An 18,138-nucleotide genomic window follows, 5' to 3' on the forward strand; every position below is an offset into this window, starting at 1 on the left:
CGTTTCGAACGAAACGTCTTTTTATTTATCTTGGTAAACCTCTCTTTAGGGCTAATTCTGCTCTTTTAATTGCCATTTTCTCTTTCCAGTCCATATAATTTTTTTTGAAATTGGACTTCATGATATCGTCGAATTTACGCTGTACGGTAAGATTCCACAGTGAATGTGCTTTTACTGCCCACGATTTGTCCCAGGCTCTTAAAGAAATTGAGAAACTGCCGTCCAGGTATTTCATCCAGTGCCACCATCCGGTAGGCATGAATAAGGTATCTCCATGTTCCAGGAAACACTCAATTCCTTCTACACCATCCAGTGCCGGAAACTTGGTGAAATCAGGATTTTCAATATCATAATCTTCCAGGGCATAGGTTGCATATGGAATCTGATAAAGTCTTTCTTTCCATTTATAATCAAAAAGAAGAATGTGCTTTCTTCCGTTGAAGTGAGTATGGAAAATATGAGCCATGTCAATGTCAAAATGAAGGAACGTTACCGATCCTTTTCCGCCAAAGAACATATTGGGATATTTATCCAGAAAGCCTCCCATTAATTCTTTGGGAGAAATATAATCTTCCAACAATTTTGGGGCATATTTTATAGGATCAAAAAGAAATATTCTGAGATCAGTAGGCTCCCGCTGTATAAGATCTATATAATCTCCAAACTTCATTTTTGCTGCCGATGCATTGATGGGAGCAGAAGGATCTGCCTTTGAACTGTCATATAAAGGAACCTCCACATCTCCTACAACTTCCTTCATATATTCCATCGTCCATTTTTGATAAGCAGGCCATTTTTTTGCCATATTCCTGATGACAACGGGCCTTCTTGGCTTCAGATATTTTGCGTAGAATTCTTCTTTTGAAATGTCTTCTACAACATCTATAGGCTTTAAAATAATTCCCATTTTATAAATTTTATGTTACAAAATTATTAAATATATATTTATGTAATAGCGTTTAATATTTTTTTTAATCTATGATTCAAATCAGATTTTCCTATTTAGAATAAGTAAGAATATTAATTCCTTTACTTCCTTTTAAAATTGTGCTTTATGTAATAAAAAAAGACAATATCTATCCGGATAATGTTACAGAAATTAAAAAATAATTTCCTACTTCTTTTGCAGATTTTTTATGCCAAACATGATCTTATGGTGAAATAGATATTGGAAAAGAAACCTTCAACTGTTTATGATTTTGTTTGAGATTATTTCTTTTTCAAAGAAAAGTCAAAAGCTTGAAAATTATCACTATGTTTGTAGTGATACTGATTTAACCTTTGAGGGTAAAATTCATCTTTATAAAAAGTGTAACAAAAAACAATAACCATTAACTAATTGAGCAAATAATAAGTATGAAAAAAAATATTACTTTATTTCTGATGCTTTTCTTTACTGTGCTTACTTTTGCTCAGAAAACGGTTTCGGGAAAGATTACGGATGATGACGGGGTGGCAATACCAAGTGCCAGTGTGACTATAGAAGAGCCCGGCAAAGATGCTATTCTTGCTTACGGAATTACCAACTCTAAGGGAGAATATAAAGTAACTTTCACTTCCGGAGAATCCAATGTGGATCTGAAAGTGAAAGCATTCAATCAGAAACCCCTTACCAAGCAGATCAATAACAGCGATCAGACTCTGAACTTCAAAATGCAGTCTGAAGCCACAGAAATTAAAGAAGTACAGCTGAAAACAAAGATGATTACGGCAAGAGGTGATACCATTTCTTACGATCTTAAAGCATTCAACAGTAAAAACGACAGAACCCTTGCAGATGTTATGAGAAAGATTCCCGGAATTGAAGTCAATAAAGACGGAACAATTCTTTATCAGGGAAATGCCATCAATAAATTCTATGTAAACGGAAAAGACCTGATGGAAGGTGGTTATGGAACCATCAACAACTCACTTCCGAAGGATGCTGTACAGAAAGTAGAAGTTCTTGAGAACCACCAGCCGGTAAAAATACTTCAGGATAAAGTACCTTCAGATCAGGCAGCCATCAATATCAAACTGAAAAACTCCGTTACCATGACAGGTAGGGGAGAAGTAGGAGTTGGTTTGGAACCTTTCCTCTGGAATGTAAAATTAACACCGATGTTTTTCGGACAGAAAAGCCAATGGGTAGTTAATTATAAAACCAATAATATGGGTGAGCAGGTAGAAAATGAAGGGAATATTCTGGCATTTGGAAGTTCGTGGGAAGGGAGAAGAAGCAATATCTCGCAAAATAACTGGTTGAGTGTAGAAAATGCAACGGTACCTGATCTTCCTGTAAAAAGATATTTGATGAACAGTGTTCATTATTTGTCAGCGAATTACCTTACCAATATTGATAAAAAGAAAGAATGGGAGCTTAAAACTAATGCAAACTATACTAATAATGCAGTAGAAAGAGAGTCCAATAGTGTTACAAGAGACATTCAGCTGGGTACACAATATACTACAAGATTCCTGAACAATTTCTATACAGACAAATTAAAAGGAGAGTTGATCTTTACTAAAAATGCCAAAAAAGGATTCTTTAAAAACACAACTACCTTTTCTCAATTTTGGAATGCAGATAGAGCTTTGGCGGAAAGAAGAGGGAAGCAGGGAAATGAAGCGTTGGAATCACCTACCACATCATTTCAGAACTCTTTAAGCACAATCATTCCATGGAAAGAAAAGATGGTGAATTTTAAATCCTATATCAGCTATCAGAATGATAAACAAATTTTAGAAATCTCTCCAGCAAGTTATTTGCAATTCCCTTACAGAATACCAGGAACCGATGATTTTACGACTATAAATTTCGCTCCGGGAAGTACAGCTTTACAGTATTTCAGAATAAAATCTTTAGATACATCACATTCTGCCAATATCAGTTTCTCCTCAAAAGGATGGACATTTACTCCGCAGGTAGGATTTGACTTTTCTACGGATAAACTGACAACAAACTTTGATGGGCAAGCAATACCAAATCCTTCTGTTCCAAATGATGTTCCACCAAATTTCAATCAGGACATTTACGAAAATGATTTGAAATTTACGAGAATGAACCCATCTGCTTCCGTGGGAATTAATTATAAATCCGAATCATGGAGCTTATTTTCAAGCTTCCCTGTAAACTTCAATAATATTAAGGCTGAAGATGCATTCAGAAATGTTTCAAAGTCTTTGAACAAAGTAACTTTTACTCCGAATGTTTTTGCTCAATATTCATTTGCTTCATTCTTTAAAGCAAGTGTGAATGGAGGCATAAGCAATAATTTCGGAGATATTCAGACCGCTTATGCCGGATATATCCTGACGAGTCCGGGTGGATTTAATAAAATGGATCCAAAAAATCCGATCCCCGAAACCATTACAAAAAATGGAGGATTACGATTAGAGTACAGAAATCCGCTGAACAATCTATTTTTTAATGTAGGCTATAGACTAAGTGATGCAAAAAATAATTTGTTGGCCTCAAGCACAGTTAACGAATTAGGGTTTAGTGTAATCGAATATATAGAAAAAGAAAACAAAAGAACAAGCAATAGTTTATATGCAGAAATAGGAAAATATTTTCCGAAGTTTAAAACGAATGCATCATTCAGCTATAATAATACCGTATCAAAATCTCAGTCTAAAAGAAATACGGATCTTATTGATAACAAAACCAATGGTAATACATTAGGATTTAAATTCAATAATACCTATTTTTCCTGGATGAGCGTAGACTTTAATGCTTCTAAAACATGGAATAATACATCCAATATTTTCCTTACAGATAATAAAGGAAAATCTGAAGTATACAGCCATAATCTTAATGTATTTTTCTATCCTTTAGAAAACCATACCATAGGATTTTATTGGGATCAGATCAATTCAAAATCTGCAGATGTAAAATATAATAATGGATTCTTCGATCTTTCTTATCAATTTTCATGGTCAAAAAAGAAAATTGATTTTGAATTGAAATGGATGAATATAGCAAACAAAAGAATATTTGAAAGAATCGATATTAATAATACGAATATCACACAAACAAATATGCAGCTCCGTCCCAGCCAGGTTATGCTAAGTGTAAAATTCAACTTTAAATAAAATAAAAACCAATCCATCCGGATTGGTTTTTTGTTGAGATATACTTAGATAGTAATTAAAAACTTTGCTGGTCGGCTGAAGGCCCATAGCTTCCCGGCAAAGGAATATTGTTTAGTCTGTAATACACTCCCAGTTGAGCCCTGTGATGTGTGATCTGGTTTAAAGCATGCCGGATCGCTCCGTACTTGCTCCAGCTTGCCAGCTCATGACCGTCATTTTTAATGGTCCAGCTTGGATTCAGATCATCTTCTGTGGTGTTTTCAAGAGCCTTTTTACCAGCCTGGTAATCTTCTTCCAGCTTTTTCATAAGGTCTTCTTTTGTGGAAAGAACCGTAGGTTTGTAGTCTCCTTTGGCAAAATCCAGTTCAGAAGTTTTTAAAATAGTGTTTGGCCATTCAAAAACTTCTACCAGATGGGTGGCAAGAGGCATCATTTTCATGCTTTTTTCATGAGGAGCATAATCGTTTTTTCCTTCAGGAAATAGTTCAATAAATTTTTTTGTGGTTTGAAATTCTCCCTCCAGTTCGGATTTTAATTGAGATAAAGTGTCCATAATATTTTGTTTTTTAGAAACTTAAAGGTAAGCGTTTTAAAAATGAAACTGTTTTAACAGAATCATAATTTTTTAAGTACTAAAGATTGAAACGGAAGAATATTTTTTACTGGAAAATAAAATTTGAAAAAAACTGTAACAAAAGAAGACATATGATTACTAATTATATAAACTTGCTACAATGAAAAAGTTATTCTCTATATTTCTTATTGCTCTTTTTGCTTTTGCAGGCGCTCAGGAGTCAAAGGAAACTGAAACTGCAAACCGTTTCTTTTATGAACTTACTTTTAAGCCGAAAAAAGATTCTGCAAAAATGGATAAAGTAGTGACTATTTTAGATATTACAGATAAGAACAGATCTATTTATCAGGATTATACAGTGATTGCTCAGGATTCTATCATGAAAATTGAAATGGAGGCAATTAAGAAATCAGGAATGATGAGAGACTTTTCAAAATCTCTTAAAACACCAAAAATTTCATCCAGAATATATAAGTCTTACCCAAGTATGAAAGTACAATATGTGGATAAGATAGCTAACGGATTTACTCCAACAAATATTGGTTATAGTGAAGAATTAAAATTCAACTGGAATATCTTAGCTGATAAACAAAAAATAGGAGAATATAACGCACAAAAGGCAACAACTGATTTTGGAGGAAGAACTTGGACTGCTTGGTTTAGTACAGATATTCCATTTCAGGACGGACCTTATAAGTTTTATGGGCTTCCCGGTTTAATTGTAAAAATTGAAGATGCTGATAAAAATTACTCTTGGGTATTGCAGGGAAATAAAAAAGTGAAAGATTATACGGAATTCTCTTACATTGAAAATTTAATGCATGCTTCAGGAGGAAAAGTAAATGAGTTAACAAGAGAAAAATTTGAGAAAACTTTTAGTGACTTTAAAAAAGATCCGTTTTCTTCTGTAAGACCTATGATGACACAGGAAATGATGTCTAAAACCATCCCTGGAATGGATGGAACGGTAGGAGATATGATGAAAAAGCAGGAAAAGCAGTATAAGGATTTTTACAATGCTAACGACAATCCAATAGAAAAAGAACAGCCTTCTGATAAGAAGAAAAAATAAGCATTCATATCAACTAAATTATATTTTGAATCAACCCAGATACAGCAATGTGTTTGGGTTGATTTCTTTTTGTTGAAAATGTTTTTTAATAACTAAAAAGTATTGAAAATAAATTCTAATTTGAAATAATGTTTTAGAATTAGCAATTATTTTTAAGATTTAGAAAACAAAAATTTGATTTTGTTATTTTTAATTATATGTTTGTTTTACAACAAATTAAAATATTATACAATGAAAAAAATCATTTTCATGTTGTTATTAACAACATCCGTAATGTCATTTGCAAAAGGTGAAGAGCCAAAAGTGAAAGTAGAAGAAAGTAAAAGTAAGGTTGAGACTGTTTTAGTAGCTAAAAAGAATTTTAAGGATGAAAAAGTAGTAGTAAAAATTGCAAAAACCATGAAGCCTGCAGAGATGAATCTGGAAGGATGCTTGGCAATTGCTTTTAATGTAACAGCTGTTGATCCACCACTAGGTACAGCCATGGTAAGTAGCTGTTTGGAAACATATTCTAAATAAGCTAGAAATATAGAATTACTAAAAAATAATGGGGTGTTTCACTTGAAATACCCCATTATTTTTTATACGAACTCGTTATTTAGATTAAATTTAAATAGCGTATATTTGCAAGACTAAAAATCAGGCTTTGAAAGAGAAAGGATTACATAAATTAAGTGGATTCCCTAAAAATAAAATGGGGAAGATATTGGGGTATGATAACGACCATCTTAAAATGCCCAATAAAATTATTGAAATGGGACTTCTTCCGGATACCCTTTTCAGGATTTTGTATCAGGCTCCGTTCAGCGGGCCAATGTATGTAGAATTTGGAGCAGAAAAAAGCCGGATTGCTCTTCGTGAGGAAGAAGGAGATTACATCATTGTTGAAGAATTGAATTAATGCAGGAAAACAAGAAAAAACAGATACTTTTAGTCGGGAATCCTAATGTAGGAAAGTCAACGGTTTTCAACACGCTTTGCAACAAAAAGCAGAAAACCGGAAACTACGCCGGCGTTACCGTTGCAAGCCATTCAGGGAACTATGTTTACAAAAATGAAGAAGTTGAGGTGATAGACCTTCCAGGTTCTTACAGTGTATACCCGAGTTCAGAAGACGAAGCTATTTTTTCCAAATATCTTATCGAGGAGCAGAAAAACTACGCAGGAGTTGTTTATATTCTTGAAGCATTAAGTTTAAAAAGAGGTTTGCTGCTGTTTCAGCAGATTCAGGATCTCGGAATTCCAATGATTCTGATTGTCAATCAGATTGACCAGGCAGAAAGAAGAGGAATTACGATAGATATTCAAAAATTTTCCGATGCATTAGGTATTAAAATTATTCAAACCAATGCGAAAGAACAAATCGGGATTGATGAAGTAAGAGAAGCTGTTTATAACAGCGAGTTTGTAAAAACAGACAAGCTTTCTTTTGAAACCCCAAACGAACATAGAGACTTTATTCAGAAACTGGAAGCACATAAAGGTTTCGATAACGAATATAAAGCATGGATGAGCCTTTCCCTGGGAACAGATCTTGGAAGACTCGGCTCAGTAATGGAACAGTTGAATGAATCAGATTCTAAAAGCTTGGTGCCTAAAAGGTTGCAGGTTCAGGAAACCGTTAGAAGATATCAGAATGTAGACAAAATACTGGCTGATGTCATTTCTAAAAAAGCTCAGTTCAAAGAATTGTTAACCGAAAAACTGGATAAAGTTTTAGTTCATAAATTCTGGGGCTATGTTGTCTTTTTAGCTATTCTGCTGGTTATTTTCCAAAGCGTTTTCTTCCTTGCAGAATATCCGATGAGCTGGATTGAAGAGTCCTTCTCATGGCTGGCAGCATTCACCAACGAACATCTTCCGGAAGGACCAATTAATTCCCTGATTTCAAATGGAATTGTTCCGGGAATAGGAGGAATTGTGGTTTTTGCTCCACAGATTGGAATCCTGCTGTACTTCCTTTATTTATTGGAAGATTCAGGATATATGGCAAGAGTGGTATTCCTGATGGACAGGCTGCTGCGCCCCTTTGGACTTAACGGTAAAAGTATCGTTCCGCTTGTATCCGGAACTGCCTGTGCCATCCCGGCAGTGATCTCTACAAGAAATATTGAAAATGTAAAAGAAAGATTACTTACGATATTGGTAACCCCATTTATGACTTGTTCCGCAAGACTTCCGGTCTATAGTATTATCATCGGACTGATTATCTCAGAAGGAACATTCCTGGGAATCAAATACAAAGCACTGGTTTTGATGGGAATGTATCTCCTTGGTTTCTTAGTGGCTTTATTCTCTGCAGCAATCCTTAAAAGATTTATTAAAAGTAAAGGGAAAACCTATCTGGTAATGGACCTTCCGGCCTATAAAAAACCACTTTTCGGATATGACTTTAAAATGGTTTTAGGAAAAGTATGGGATTTCATTACCGGAGCCGGAAAAATAATTTTCATCGTAAGTATCATTATCTGGTTTTTAAGCTATTTCGGGCCAAGCCAGAAAACAAATGAATTTGTAGCTGCAGACGTTCATCTGGATCATTCTTACCTTGCTAAAATGGGTAAAGGAATAGAACCTGTAATCGCTCCGCTTGGCTACGACTGGAAAATGGGAGTAGGAATCCTTACAAGCTTCGTGGCAAGAGAAGTTTTTGTGGGAACAATGTCTACGCTTTACAGCCTGGAAGATGATGCCCCTGAGGTGAAAGTTATTGATAAAATGAGAAGAGATGTAAAGCCGAACGGAGAAAAAGTTTTCAGTTTTGCAACCGGAATTTCGGTGCTTCTTTTCTACGCATTTGCAATGCAGTGTGTTTCTACACTTGCAGTAGTCTACAGAGAAACCAAAAGCTGGAAATGGACCGGCTTTCAGGTGGTCATGATGACAGGTTTGGCCTATTTTGTGTCGATGATCGTATATCAGATTTTAAAGTAATGGATTCATCATTAATTTTTCAATACGTACTTATTCTGTTAATCGTAGCATTCGCCTGCTACTCTTTATTTAAAGTACTTAAAAAGAATTTCGCACCAAAGAAATTCAGTTCCAAAAGAACCAACTGTGATAAAGATTGTGGATGTTCTTAAAATGAACAATGCCATTTTTTTCGTTTAAAATATCAGGCTTTGGAAAGTCAGAAACTTTTATTTTAAAGTAATTTCAATACATAGACCAATAAGACCGGCGCCTACATTTGGCGACATAGAAGCCGGCTTATATGAATATTTAAATAGATCTGTTATCTTGTCAGAATAATCTTACGGGTATATATCTTACCATCTGCGGTCTTAAGGCTAATGATATACATACCGTCTGACAGAGTAGCTGGCAGATCAAATGTTTTGGAACTCAATTTCGAATGATATACTTCTTTTCCGGAAAGATTTCTGATGGATATCTGTGAGTCTGGTAGTGCTATATTGCCATCCAGGGTAATCTGGCCGGTTGATGGATTGGGAGATACCGTGAACAGCTCTTTTGTTGGGAAGCTTTTCATTCTGTTTACAGAAGGATCAGACGAAGTGTAAGGTGGCTGGTTATATGAAGTATACAATATCTGAATCTCTTCCGGAGTAAGAACTTTGTCATATACTACGAATTCATCAATTTGTGCCCGGTCAAGAGTGATTATGTTTGAAACACTATCTCCTAATGAATTTAATAATGAATGCCCCCAGCTTAAATTGACTGCCACCAAATTATGCACTACTTTTTCTCCATTTTTATACAATTGAATAGTACCATTCTCTGTTCTGATCACATAATGGTTAAACGAAGTAGATATGTTAGGAGCTTTGTTAAATTCCAAATTATCATAAATCCCAAAAGTTGGGTATGCTGAGGAGACATTTAGTTTCAGGCTATCCGGGAGTACAGTAAGTTTATCAATTATAGGCTCAACGATTACATTGGGAGATGTAATTCCTTCCTGCTTCTGTTCCGTTTTTGCCCAGAAAGAAACGGTATGATTAAGTGCCAGGTCACTGGATGTTTTACCATTTTCTTTTTTATATCCGGCTGTCAGACTATATTTTAGAGTCTCTTGCGTAGTACCGAGACCTTGGCCGCACGGCATATTATTTTGAAAGATAGGGACGTTAGTACTCGTCATGTTGTAGCCATTAACAGCATCGTTGATATTACCATTGAATGAATAATAATGTAAGGGGTCAAAAGGAGGAAAAGTACAGGCTTCCGGTTTGTGGTAGATATAATATATCCTCAGTACACTATTCAGGTTAAGAATGCCGCTGTTTAAAGTTATCTTCAACCGGTCATACGGTTTAGAAACAAAAACCTCAATAGTTCCTCTGCTTGGATTTGATATTTCAAGTTTCAGCAAATCATTGGTGATGATTTTATAATCATGATTTGAAACGTCACCATTGAACGTCTCTATTGCAACCCCTCCTAATAAAGCCAAAGATAATACCTGGTCGGTTCCGATTCCAATGACAATCTTATTTTGTTTTGTTGTTGCAGGAAAAATCAGATTTTGCTCAAGTCTGGCAATGGCTCCCAAGGGAATCCGCATGGAAGAGTAATCGTTTTCATTATTTCCCACTGCATTTTGTGGATTTTGAATAGAGCAGAGAAGACATCCTCCGTAAATTTGTGAGGTTTGGCTATTTGCATACACTTTTTGTGCAAAAATTAATGAACTCATTAAGAATAATAATGAGGTAAGCAGAGCTGTTTTTATCAAGAATCTGCCTGCTGGTAGATTTGTTTCCATAGTAAATAAGTTTTTGTTAATGGTAAAATTACAAAAAAATGTAATTTAAAAATTGATATTATTAATTGTATTTAATTTATGTTGCATTTTATTTTGTTTTTATTGTGAATTAATATGATTATATTAAAAGAATATTTTCCGTTTAATAGTTTTAAGGAATGAAGCCCATAATCGCTCCGCTTGGTTACTACTGGAAAAGGAAGTCGGAATTTTATTCCAAAGAAACTCTGTTTTAAGAGAAGCAGCTCTGATGACTGCGGGTCCTCTTAAAAAAGACTTAACCGGAATAATAAAAAAATAAATGTATTTTCATTGTCTGAAAAAAATATTTATTTTGATTCCAAAAAACACAATTTCGGGTCTCATGTTGTTTTTATGTATTTTTTACGCTAAATGCCAGACAGATACAACGCTTGTTAAATCTTATAGTGATCAGGTGATGATTCGTCTTAATCTTGATACGAACCTTGAAAAGTATATTCTTTCCCAGGGAAAAGATGATAAAATAGAACTCTCTATCAATAATAAAACAAGAACATCTGTATCCGTTGACTATCGTGCTATAAGTGCTACCATTTCTTTTTCTCCCAAATTTATCCCGGGAAATAATGAGGATGATTTGAAAGGAAAAAGCTCCTATACAGATTTGAGCTTCAGGTTTTTCCCAAAAAGATTTATCCAGACTCTTTATTATAAAAAGATAAAGGGGTTTTATGTGGAAAATATGAAAGATTTTATTCCGGACTGGAAGGAAACGGATGCTTATTTACAGTTTCCGGACTTAAAAGTACTGAGTTTTGGTGGAACAACATCATATGTACTCAATAAAAATTTCTCAGCCAAAAGTATATATACTCACAGTGAATGGCAGAAAAAAAGCAGCGGAAGCTGGATTCCCTACCTGGATTATGATGTTAGCTTTTTTACCAACACAATCAATGAAGTGAAAAACAAAGAGGTTCAGTATAAGATAGGCGGTAATATGGGATACTTTTATAATTGGATTATAAAAGATAAGGTAAATGTTGCTCCTTATCTTTCTGTAGGTCTTGGGGGACAGTTTTCAAGCTCCACTGAGGAGAATAAGAAGAAAGAAAATGAACAGTTTTTAACCCTGAGAATGGAAGGAGGGCTTCATGTAGGATATAATTCGGAACATTTTCTTTTTGGAGGAAGAATGAGCTTTAAGACTTATACCTATCAGAAAAACGGAGAGGCAGTAGAAAATAATAATCTGTACGGACTTATTTATCTGGGATATCGTTTTGCACCACCGAGAGTTGTGAAAAATACCTATGATAAAGTCCAAAAAAAGATTCCTGTTTTATAAGTTGAAGGGTCTTTTAAGTATCTTTGCGTTGGAAAATTCAGAAAAACAAAATAAATTAAAAACATCATGTCATTAATAAAATCTATTTCCGGAATTCGCGGAACCATTGGTGGTAAAGTAAATGATAACTTAACACCGCTGGATGTTGTAAAATTCGCATCTGCATTCGGAAGCTGGCTTCAAAATAATAAAAACAAAAAAGATCTTACGCTTATCATCGGTAGAGATGCAAGAATCTCGGGTCAGATGGTGTCTTCTTTAGTAACCGCTACATTGCAGGGATTAGGAATTAATGTGGTAGACCTGGGTCTTTCTACAACACCTACAGTAGAAGTAATGGTTCCTGAGCTGAATGCAGACGGAGGAATTATCCTTACCGCTTCCCATAACCCCAAACAATGGAATGCTCTGAAGTTATTAAACGAAAAAGGAGAATTCATCAGTGGTGAAAACGGTGCTGAAGTATTGGCCTTGGCAGAAAGTGAAGACTTCAACTATGCAGAAGTAGATGATCTTGGAAAATATGAAACAAGAGATGATGCTTTTGATATCCATATTCAGCAGATTCTGGATTTGCCAATGGTAGATGCAGAAGCCATCAAAGCAAAGAATTTTAAGGTTGTTCTTGATGCGGTAAACTCTACAGGAGGAATTGCCATTCCTATGCTTTTGGATAAATTAGGATGCGAAACGATTAAATTATATTGTGAGCCTACAGGTCACTTCCCACACAATCCTGAACCTTTAAAAGAACACTTGGGAGATATCTGTGAATTGGTGAAGAAAGAAAATGCAGATTTAGGAATCGTTGTAGATCCGGATGTAGACAGATTAGCCCTGATTGATGAAAAAGGAGAAATGTTTGGTGAAGAATACACATTGGTAGCGGTTGCAGATTATTTATTGAAAAATAAAAACGGAGCAGCTATTTCCAATCTTTCTTCAAGCCGTGCACTGAGAGATGTGGCACAAACCCACAATTCGGAATACTTTGCAAGTGCTGTAGGAGAAGTAAACGTAGTCACCCTGATGAAAGAGAAAAATGCTGTCATCGGAGGAGAAGGAAACGGAGGAATTATCTATCCTGAGTTACATTACGGAAGAGACTCTTTGGTAGGAGTAGCACTGTTCCTGACTCATTTAGCCAAAGAAAATAAAACTGTTTCTGAACTGAGAGCAGGGTATCCGAGCTATTTTATGGGGAAAAAGAAAATAGAACTTACGCCGGAGATTGATGTAGATGCTATCTTAAGCAAAATGGAGCAGGAATATCAGAATGAAGAAGTTTCTACAGTAGATGGTGTAAAAATAGACTTTGAAAACAACTGGGTTCACCTTAGAAAATCCAATACGGAGCCGATTATCAGAATCTATACTGAAGCTAAATCTCAGGAAGAAGCAGATCAGTTGGGTGATGATATCATTAGCAAAATCAGAAGTTTAATCTAAAAATACAGGAAGAACGGACAATGAGTCTGTTCTTTTTTTATATCAGAAATGTTTCAGGCGGCTGTGGACGGAAAAATTAAAATGGAGACACAAGAAATAGATAGTAAAGATATCGAATCGGCATGGAACGCTGAGGTACAAAGCGGAAAACACCTTGTTGTAAGAATTTAACCCCAATTTCCGGTTTTTTATCCACAATCCTTTTATCGGTTTTCTTTTTTTACTATTTTTATAATAGAAATTTATGAAATGGAAAATTCAAAAAAAAGTTGCAACTTTGCATAAATATTTGAATATCAGTTTCAGATATATTATTAATTAAACGTTTGCCGAGGTTTGTAAGCAAATTCAAGCGTTGGGCCGACAAAGAGGACACTATTGGAAGAGTATTTTGGAAATGAACTTGTAAAAAAGTTCGAGGAAATGATGGAAAACAATGACGAATTCTACTTTGATACAGAAGAGTTGGAAGACATTATTGTTTATTATTTGGAGCTTGGGGATTTTAATTACGCTGACATGGCTGTTAATTATGGACTAAAGCTTCACCCTAATTCGTTGGATATTAAGATCAAAAGACTTGAGATCCTTCTGGAGTGGGAAGAGTATAATACGGCGAAAGAACTTATTGACGAGCTGAAAGGCGCTTCTATGGAGAATACAGACTTTTTGGTTTGCTACGCCAAGTATTATTCGAACCTAGGAAATCCCAGAAAATCCATTGAAATCTGCAAAAAAGCTTTAACATTAGAGGAAGAAGAAAACTTTCTCCACAACTTTATTGCGGATGAATATGTGAATCTCGGAGATCCTTTTAACGCTCTTAAACATTACAGAAAAGCACTGAAGGAAGATCCTACGGATGAATATTCGCTGGAAAACGCTATGGTATGCTTCAGTGATCTGAATAAGAGTGAGGAGGCTATTGCCTTTCTTAATGAATATTTAGATGAATTCCCCTATTCTGAAACTGCGTGGTTTGAATACGGACAATTCTACTTCAACAGAAAAAATTATGACGAAGCGATAAGAGGCTACGACTATTTGCTGGCAATCAACTCAAACTCTGTGGGAGTATATGCCAATAAAGCAGCTTGTTATGAAGCTTTGGGACAATACCAAAAGGCGATCGAAACTTATGAAGAAATGCTGGAGCTTGAATATACAAAAGCATTTACTTTTTATAAAATCGGATTGTGCAATAAGGCCCTGAAACAGCCTATTTTAGCATTAAACGCATTCCAGAAATCACTGAGAGAAGATCCTCAGTTCTATCTTGCTATGATGGAGCAGTCTTATCTTTATGAAGAGATGGGCGGAATGTCTGAAGCATTGCATTTTGCCAAAGAAGCTACCCAGCTCAATGAAAACAATCTTGATTATCAAAAGAGACTGGCATTCCTGTTCATTGATTCAGGGAAGTTTGAAGAAAGCCTTTCCTGTCTTAAAAAATTAGTGGATGCAGAGCCGTCAAGATTCTATAACTGGTATGCCTATTCAGAAGTTTTGATGTTGGTAGGAGAGTATGAAGATGCGGTAACCGTTTTGAACAGAGCCATTAAAAAGCATTATAGAGCAGAGCTGTTTTATCAGCTGAGTAATTGCTTTTACAATCTGAAAGACCAGGATAAAGGTATGGAATCACTTCAAAAAGCACTTGAACTTGATCCTTCTCTAGCTAAGGATATGCAGAAAAAATATCCTTTCATTAAAGATGAAGTGAAAAAGGTAAAAGCCAGCAAAGTGAAGAAAAAGAACTAGAAGAATCTAAAAATAAGAGAAAAAACCTGCAGAAATGCAGGTTTTTTTTATTGATAATTGTATTCGTAGAAAAATTTATCCGGAGCGCTGGTGTTTGCATTTCCGTTCATATCAAGAGACTGTCTGCTTTCTTCAGATGGATAACCTGCAGTATTAAAAGTGGTGGTATACTTATGAGAGGTAGCTCCGGTAACTGTTCCTCCTCCGGCTGTAGCATGGGTGAACTCTCCTTTATAAGTACTTAAGCTATTTTTTATATTCGAAAATAGCATGCTTACCCCGTCACTGCTCTCATTTCCGTTGAATATGATTTTGTCAAAGCCTTTTACGTTTTTAAAAGGATAGTTTTTGTCTGTGTAAGTATAAGTCTCTTTTTCGGTATAATTAACGGTATTTCCATTAACAGTTCCGGTTCCTGATCCTACGCTGCTCACCATATTTCCATTGTTGTAAGTAAATACACTGTTGATGGTAGAAGAACCTGCAATTCCCGAATTTGTCTCTCTTTTCACCTTAATTTCCGTATTACTGATGTAGTTATAGGTAAATGTAACCGTATTTTGTACAGTTCCGGTAGTGGAATATTCTTTTATGACAGCCGAAGCCATGCGCCCATTAGAATATCCATATTCCACAGCACTTTCAAGAACATTATTTTCGTAATTCTTAATCCCGGAAACATAATCATCGGTATAAGAGAACTCCACTCTTTGTCCATGATTAATGTTGTTCATCATACTGATAATTTTAGTTCCGTTGTAATTGATTTTCATTACAATACCGTCCATAGTCATCTTCGTGGGAAGAATTACATTTTGATTAGACGGATCACTGTTGTCAAAAGGAGTGTCGTCGGAATTGTAACAGGAAAGTACAGATAAGGCTACAGACACCAAAAGTAGAAGTTTTTTCATAGTTATAAGTTAAATCATCAAAATATAATTTAATTTATAATATGATTTTATTTTTTTGGATTTGTTCTTAAAAAGATGAGTCCTGCGATAATAATTCCAGCACCTGTAAATTGTAAATAAGTGAGTTTTTCACCATCAATTATTCCCCAGATAATAGCAACAATAGGCATCACTAATGTAACGGTGGATGCGAAGAGGGGTGAGGAAACTTTGAGCAAGCGATAATTCATCATCATCGCAAGGCCTGTTCCGAAAACAGATAACAGACTGACAAACATAAGCCCGGTCAGATTATCCTTCGAAAAACTAAATTCCGAAAAGAATCCTGTACCTGTGAGTGCAATAATGGATGGCAGCAACAAAACAAAGGAAAACACAAACGCAGATAAAACCGTAGAAGAGACATCCATCAGCTTTGATTTTACAGTTGTGGTACTCAGTGCATAGCATAAAGTAGCCAATAAAAGGAGCAGAATAGGGATCATTTTCAGCTCTTTGCTGTCTCCTCCTCCAAATGCCAGAATACAGACTCCGGTAAAGCTTATTAGGATTCCTGTAATCTGTTTTTTCGTGGTTTCAAACTTCCAGACCAGTGCACCTACAATAATCACAAAAATAGGCATCATGGAGTTGATGATTCCGGCAATACTACTGCTTATCTCTGTTTCAGCAATCGGAAACAGAAACATGGGAATGAAATTTCCGGTGAAGGCAGCCAGAATTAACCACTTCAAATGTCTTTTAGGGAAAAGTTTGTAATTGGAAATGGCCACCGGAAGCAGAATAATTCCGGCAATAAGAACTCTTAAAGACCCAACCTGAAACGGATTGAAATGCTCCAGCGATTTTTTGATTAAAATAAAGGATGATCCCCAGATAATACTCAGAACCACCAGAAGAACCCATTTTTCTTTATCTGCGTTCATTATTTTCGTGTAAGATTTTTAGAAATTCTTTTTTGGGAATCATTTTTGCCCCTAAACTTTCCAGGTGTTCAGTATGTGATTGGCAGTCAATTAACTCCAGGTTGTCTTTGTTGCTTTCTACAAAGTTGATAAAACCTGCTTTTGAAGCATTACTGACCCTGGCAAACATGCTTTCTCCGCAGAATACATTTCCAATCTGCAATCCGTAAAAACCGCCAACAAGTTCTTCATCCTGCCATACCTCAATGCTTTTGGCCAAACCGTATTGATGAAGCCGGATAAAAGACTCCATCAGTTCATCCGAAAGCCATGTGCCCGATTGTCCTTTTCTTGTAGCCTGCTGGCAATTCCTGATCACTTCTCTGAAATTCTTATTCTCGGAGAAAGTAAAAACATTTCTGTTGAGTATCTTTCTCATAGACTTGGAAACTTTTAATTCTTCAGGAATAAGAACAAATCTTGGATCGGGACACCACCAAAGGATTTCCTCACCGGGATTGTACCAGGGAAAAATACCGAGCTGGTAAGCAAACCAAATACGTTCTACAGACAGGTCGCCACCAAAAGCAACCACTCCCTCGTGGCCATCATACAGCTCAGGGTCAGGAAATGAAATCTCGTTTTCGTCTAATCGGACCATTTTTAGAAAAAAAATCCCACTTCAAAAAGCAGGATTTATATTTGATCTTTATTCTTTAATTAAAAAGGCAAATCGTCATCATCGTCTCCGGCAAACGGATTTTCGTTAGAAACTGGAGATGCTGATTGCTGAGGCATAGCCTGAGTAGGTTCTGAAGCATTTTCAGAAACTTTCTCTATTCTCCACCCCGTAATAGAGTTGAAGTATTTCGTTTCACCCTGAGGAGAAACCCATTCTCTTCCTCTGATGTTGATTCCTACCTTTACGTTTTCTCCTTCTTTAAGGTTATCTAATAAACTGATTTTATCAGACAAAAATTCTATGTTTATCGGCTGTGGATACTGTTCCTGGGTCAAAATAACCATTTCTCTTTTTTGAAACCCGCTCGCAAATGTTTGAGCATCAAAAAGTTTCTTTACCGTTCCTTGTAATTCCATATCGTAAATATTAACGATGTAAAAGTATGAAAATGAAATGTAATAAAAGAAGGCATGAAAAAAAAATATGGAAATTTTATTTTTTTTTCCTGAAAAGTTTGGTGATAAAGGAAATTGTCCTATATTTGCACTCACAAAAACGAAGCAAGCTCTTTAAAACTTACAATATAAAAAACCAGCGGATGTGGTGTAATTGGTAGCCACGCCAGACTTAGGATCTGGTGCC

15 protein-coding genes are annotated in these 18,138 nt (G+C 35.6%); 8 read left to right on the forward strand and 7 right to left on the reverse strand.

All coding sequences use genetic code 11. The features are described from left to right. Positions 1-25: 25 nt before the first annotated feature. The gene (locus tag ACODR7_RS14445) at positions 26-907 is read right to left on the reverse strand and encodes a cupin-like domain-containing protein (RefSeq protein WP_076595207.1); all 882 of its coding nucleotides are present in this window, start codon (positions 905-907) and stop codon (positions 26-28) included. 449 nt (positions 908-1,356) lie between these two features. Between ACODR7_RS14445 and ACODR7_RS14450 the strand changes: the two genes are divergently transcribed. Beyond that, positions 1,357-4,074: a hypothetical protein gene (locus ACODR7_RS14450; protein ID WP_488840054.1), complete on the forward strand. Its 2,718-nt coding sequence runs from the start codon at positions 1,357-1,359 to the stop codon at positions 4,072-4,074. Between the two features lie 55 nt (positions 4,075-4,129). Here the strand turns inward: ACODR7_RS14450 and ACODR7_RS14455 are convergent, their stop codons facing one another. Further along, positions 4,130-4,627, reverse strand: a complete 498-nt coding sequence (locus tag ACODR7_RS14455; RefSeq protein WP_488840056.1) for a DinB family protein — start codon at positions 4,625-4,627, stop codon at positions 4,130-4,132. 181 nt (positions 4,628-4,808) lie between these two features. On the opposite strand from ACODR7_RS14455, the gene ACODR7_RS14460 reads away from it, so the two are divergent. The 4 genes from ACODR7_RS14460 (at position 4,809) to feoB (ending at position 8,654) form a co-directional block, all read left to right on the forward strand. Further along, complete coding sequence (locus ACODR7_RS14460) at positions 4,809-5,720, forward strand: GLPGLI family protein (RefSeq protein WP_488840057.1); 912 nt, start codon at positions 4,809-4,811, stop codon at positions 5,718-5,720. Positions 5,721-5,951: 231 nt separating this feature from the next. Further along, positions 5,952-6,239 carry a hypothetical protein gene (locus tag ACODR7_RS14465; RefSeq protein ID WP_488840059.1) on the forward strand — a complete coding sequence of 96 codons (288 nt, stop codon included), beginning with the start codon at positions 5,952-5,954 and terminating at the stop codon, positions 6,237-6,239. Between the two features lie 127 nt (positions 6,240-6,366). After that, positions 6,367-6,621 carry a FeoA family protein gene (locus ACODR7_RS14470; RefSeq protein ID WP_076595212.1) on the forward strand — a complete coding sequence of 85 codons (255 nt, stop codon included), beginning with the start codon at positions 6,367-6,369 and terminating at the stop codon, positions 6,619-6,621. Further along, positions 6,621-8,654, forward strand: coding sequence for a ferrous iron transport protein B (gene feoB, locus ACODR7_RS14475; protein WP_488840061.1), 2,034 nt, complete (start codon positions 6,621-6,623; stop codon positions 8,652-8,654). The genes ACODR7_RS14470 and feoB overlap by 1 nt, the downstream gene beginning before the upstream one ends. Positions 8,655-8,958: 304 nt before the next feature. Here the strand turns inward: feoB and ACODR7_RS14480 are convergent, their stop codons facing one another. Continuing rightward, positions 8,959-10,455 carry a T9SS type A sorting domain-containing protein gene (locus tag ACODR7_RS14480; RefSeq protein WP_488840063.1) on the reverse strand — a complete coding sequence of 499 codons (1,497 nt, stop codon included), beginning with the start codon at positions 10,453-10,455 and terminating at the stop codon, positions 8,959-8,961. A 334-nt stretch (positions 10,456-10,789) separates the two neighbouring features. Here ACODR7_RS14480 and ACODR7_RS14485 point away from each other — a divergent pair, with 334 nt between their 5' ends. From ACODR7_RS14485 to ACODR7_RS14495, 3 genes are all read left to right on the forward strand, one after another. Continuing rightward, positions 10,790-11,785, forward strand: a complete 996-nt coding sequence (locus ACODR7_RS14485; RefSeq protein WP_488840065.1) for a DUF4421 family protein — start codon at positions 10,790-10,792, stop codon at positions 11,783-11,785. A gap of 66 nt (positions 11,786-11,851) precedes the next feature. Next, positions 11,852-13,234 carry a phosphoglucosamine mutase gene (gene glmM / locus ACODR7_RS14490; RefSeq protein WP_488840066.1) on the forward strand — a complete coding sequence of 461 codons (1,383 nt, stop codon included), beginning with the start codon at positions 11,852-11,854 and terminating at the stop codon, positions 13,232-13,234. Between the two features lie 378 nt (positions 13,235-13,612). Continuing rightward, on the forward strand, positions 13,613-14,995 hold the full coding sequence (locus tag ACODR7_RS14495; RefSeq protein WP_076595218.1) for a tetratricopeptide repeat protein: 1,383 nt from the start codon (positions 13,613-13,615) through the stop codon (positions 14,993-14,995). A gap of 47 nt (positions 14,996-15,042) precedes the next feature. Here ACODR7_RS14495 and ACODR7_RS14500 read toward each other — a convergent pair whose 3' ends face one another. The 4 genes from ACODR7_RS14500 to ACODR7_RS14515 are packed head-to-tail and all read right to left on the reverse strand — an operon-like array spanning position 15,043 to position 17,912. After that, the gene (locus ACODR7_RS14500; RefSeq protein WP_488840068.1) at positions 15,043-15,909 is read right to left on the reverse strand and encodes a hypothetical protein; all 867 of its coding nucleotides are present in this window, start codon (positions 15,907-15,909) and stop codon (positions 15,043-15,045) included. Between the two features lie 47 nt (positions 15,910-15,956). Then, entirely contained in the window at positions 15,957-16,835 is an 879-nt protein-coding gene (locus tag ACODR7_RS14505) for a DMT family transporter (protein ID WP_488840070.1), read from the reverse strand. Continuing rightward, positions 16,822-17,475, reverse strand: a complete 654-nt coding sequence (gene aat, locus ACODR7_RS14510; RefSeq protein WP_488840072.1) for a leucyl/phenylalanyl-tRNA--protein transferase — start codon at positions 17,473-17,475, stop codon at positions 16,822-16,824. Before aat ends, ACODR7_RS14505 begins: the two co-directional genes overlap by 14 nt. A gap of 59 nt (positions 17,476-17,534) precedes the next feature. After that, a complete protein-coding gene (locus tag ACODR7_RS14515) occupies positions 17,535-17,912 on the reverse strand; it encodes a DUF3127 domain-containing protein (protein WP_076595315.1) in 378 nt (125 codons plus the stop codon). Between the last annotated feature and the right edge of the window lie 226 nt (positions 17,913-18,138).

The organism is Chryseobacterium sp. FG46 (genome assembly GCF_057809135.1).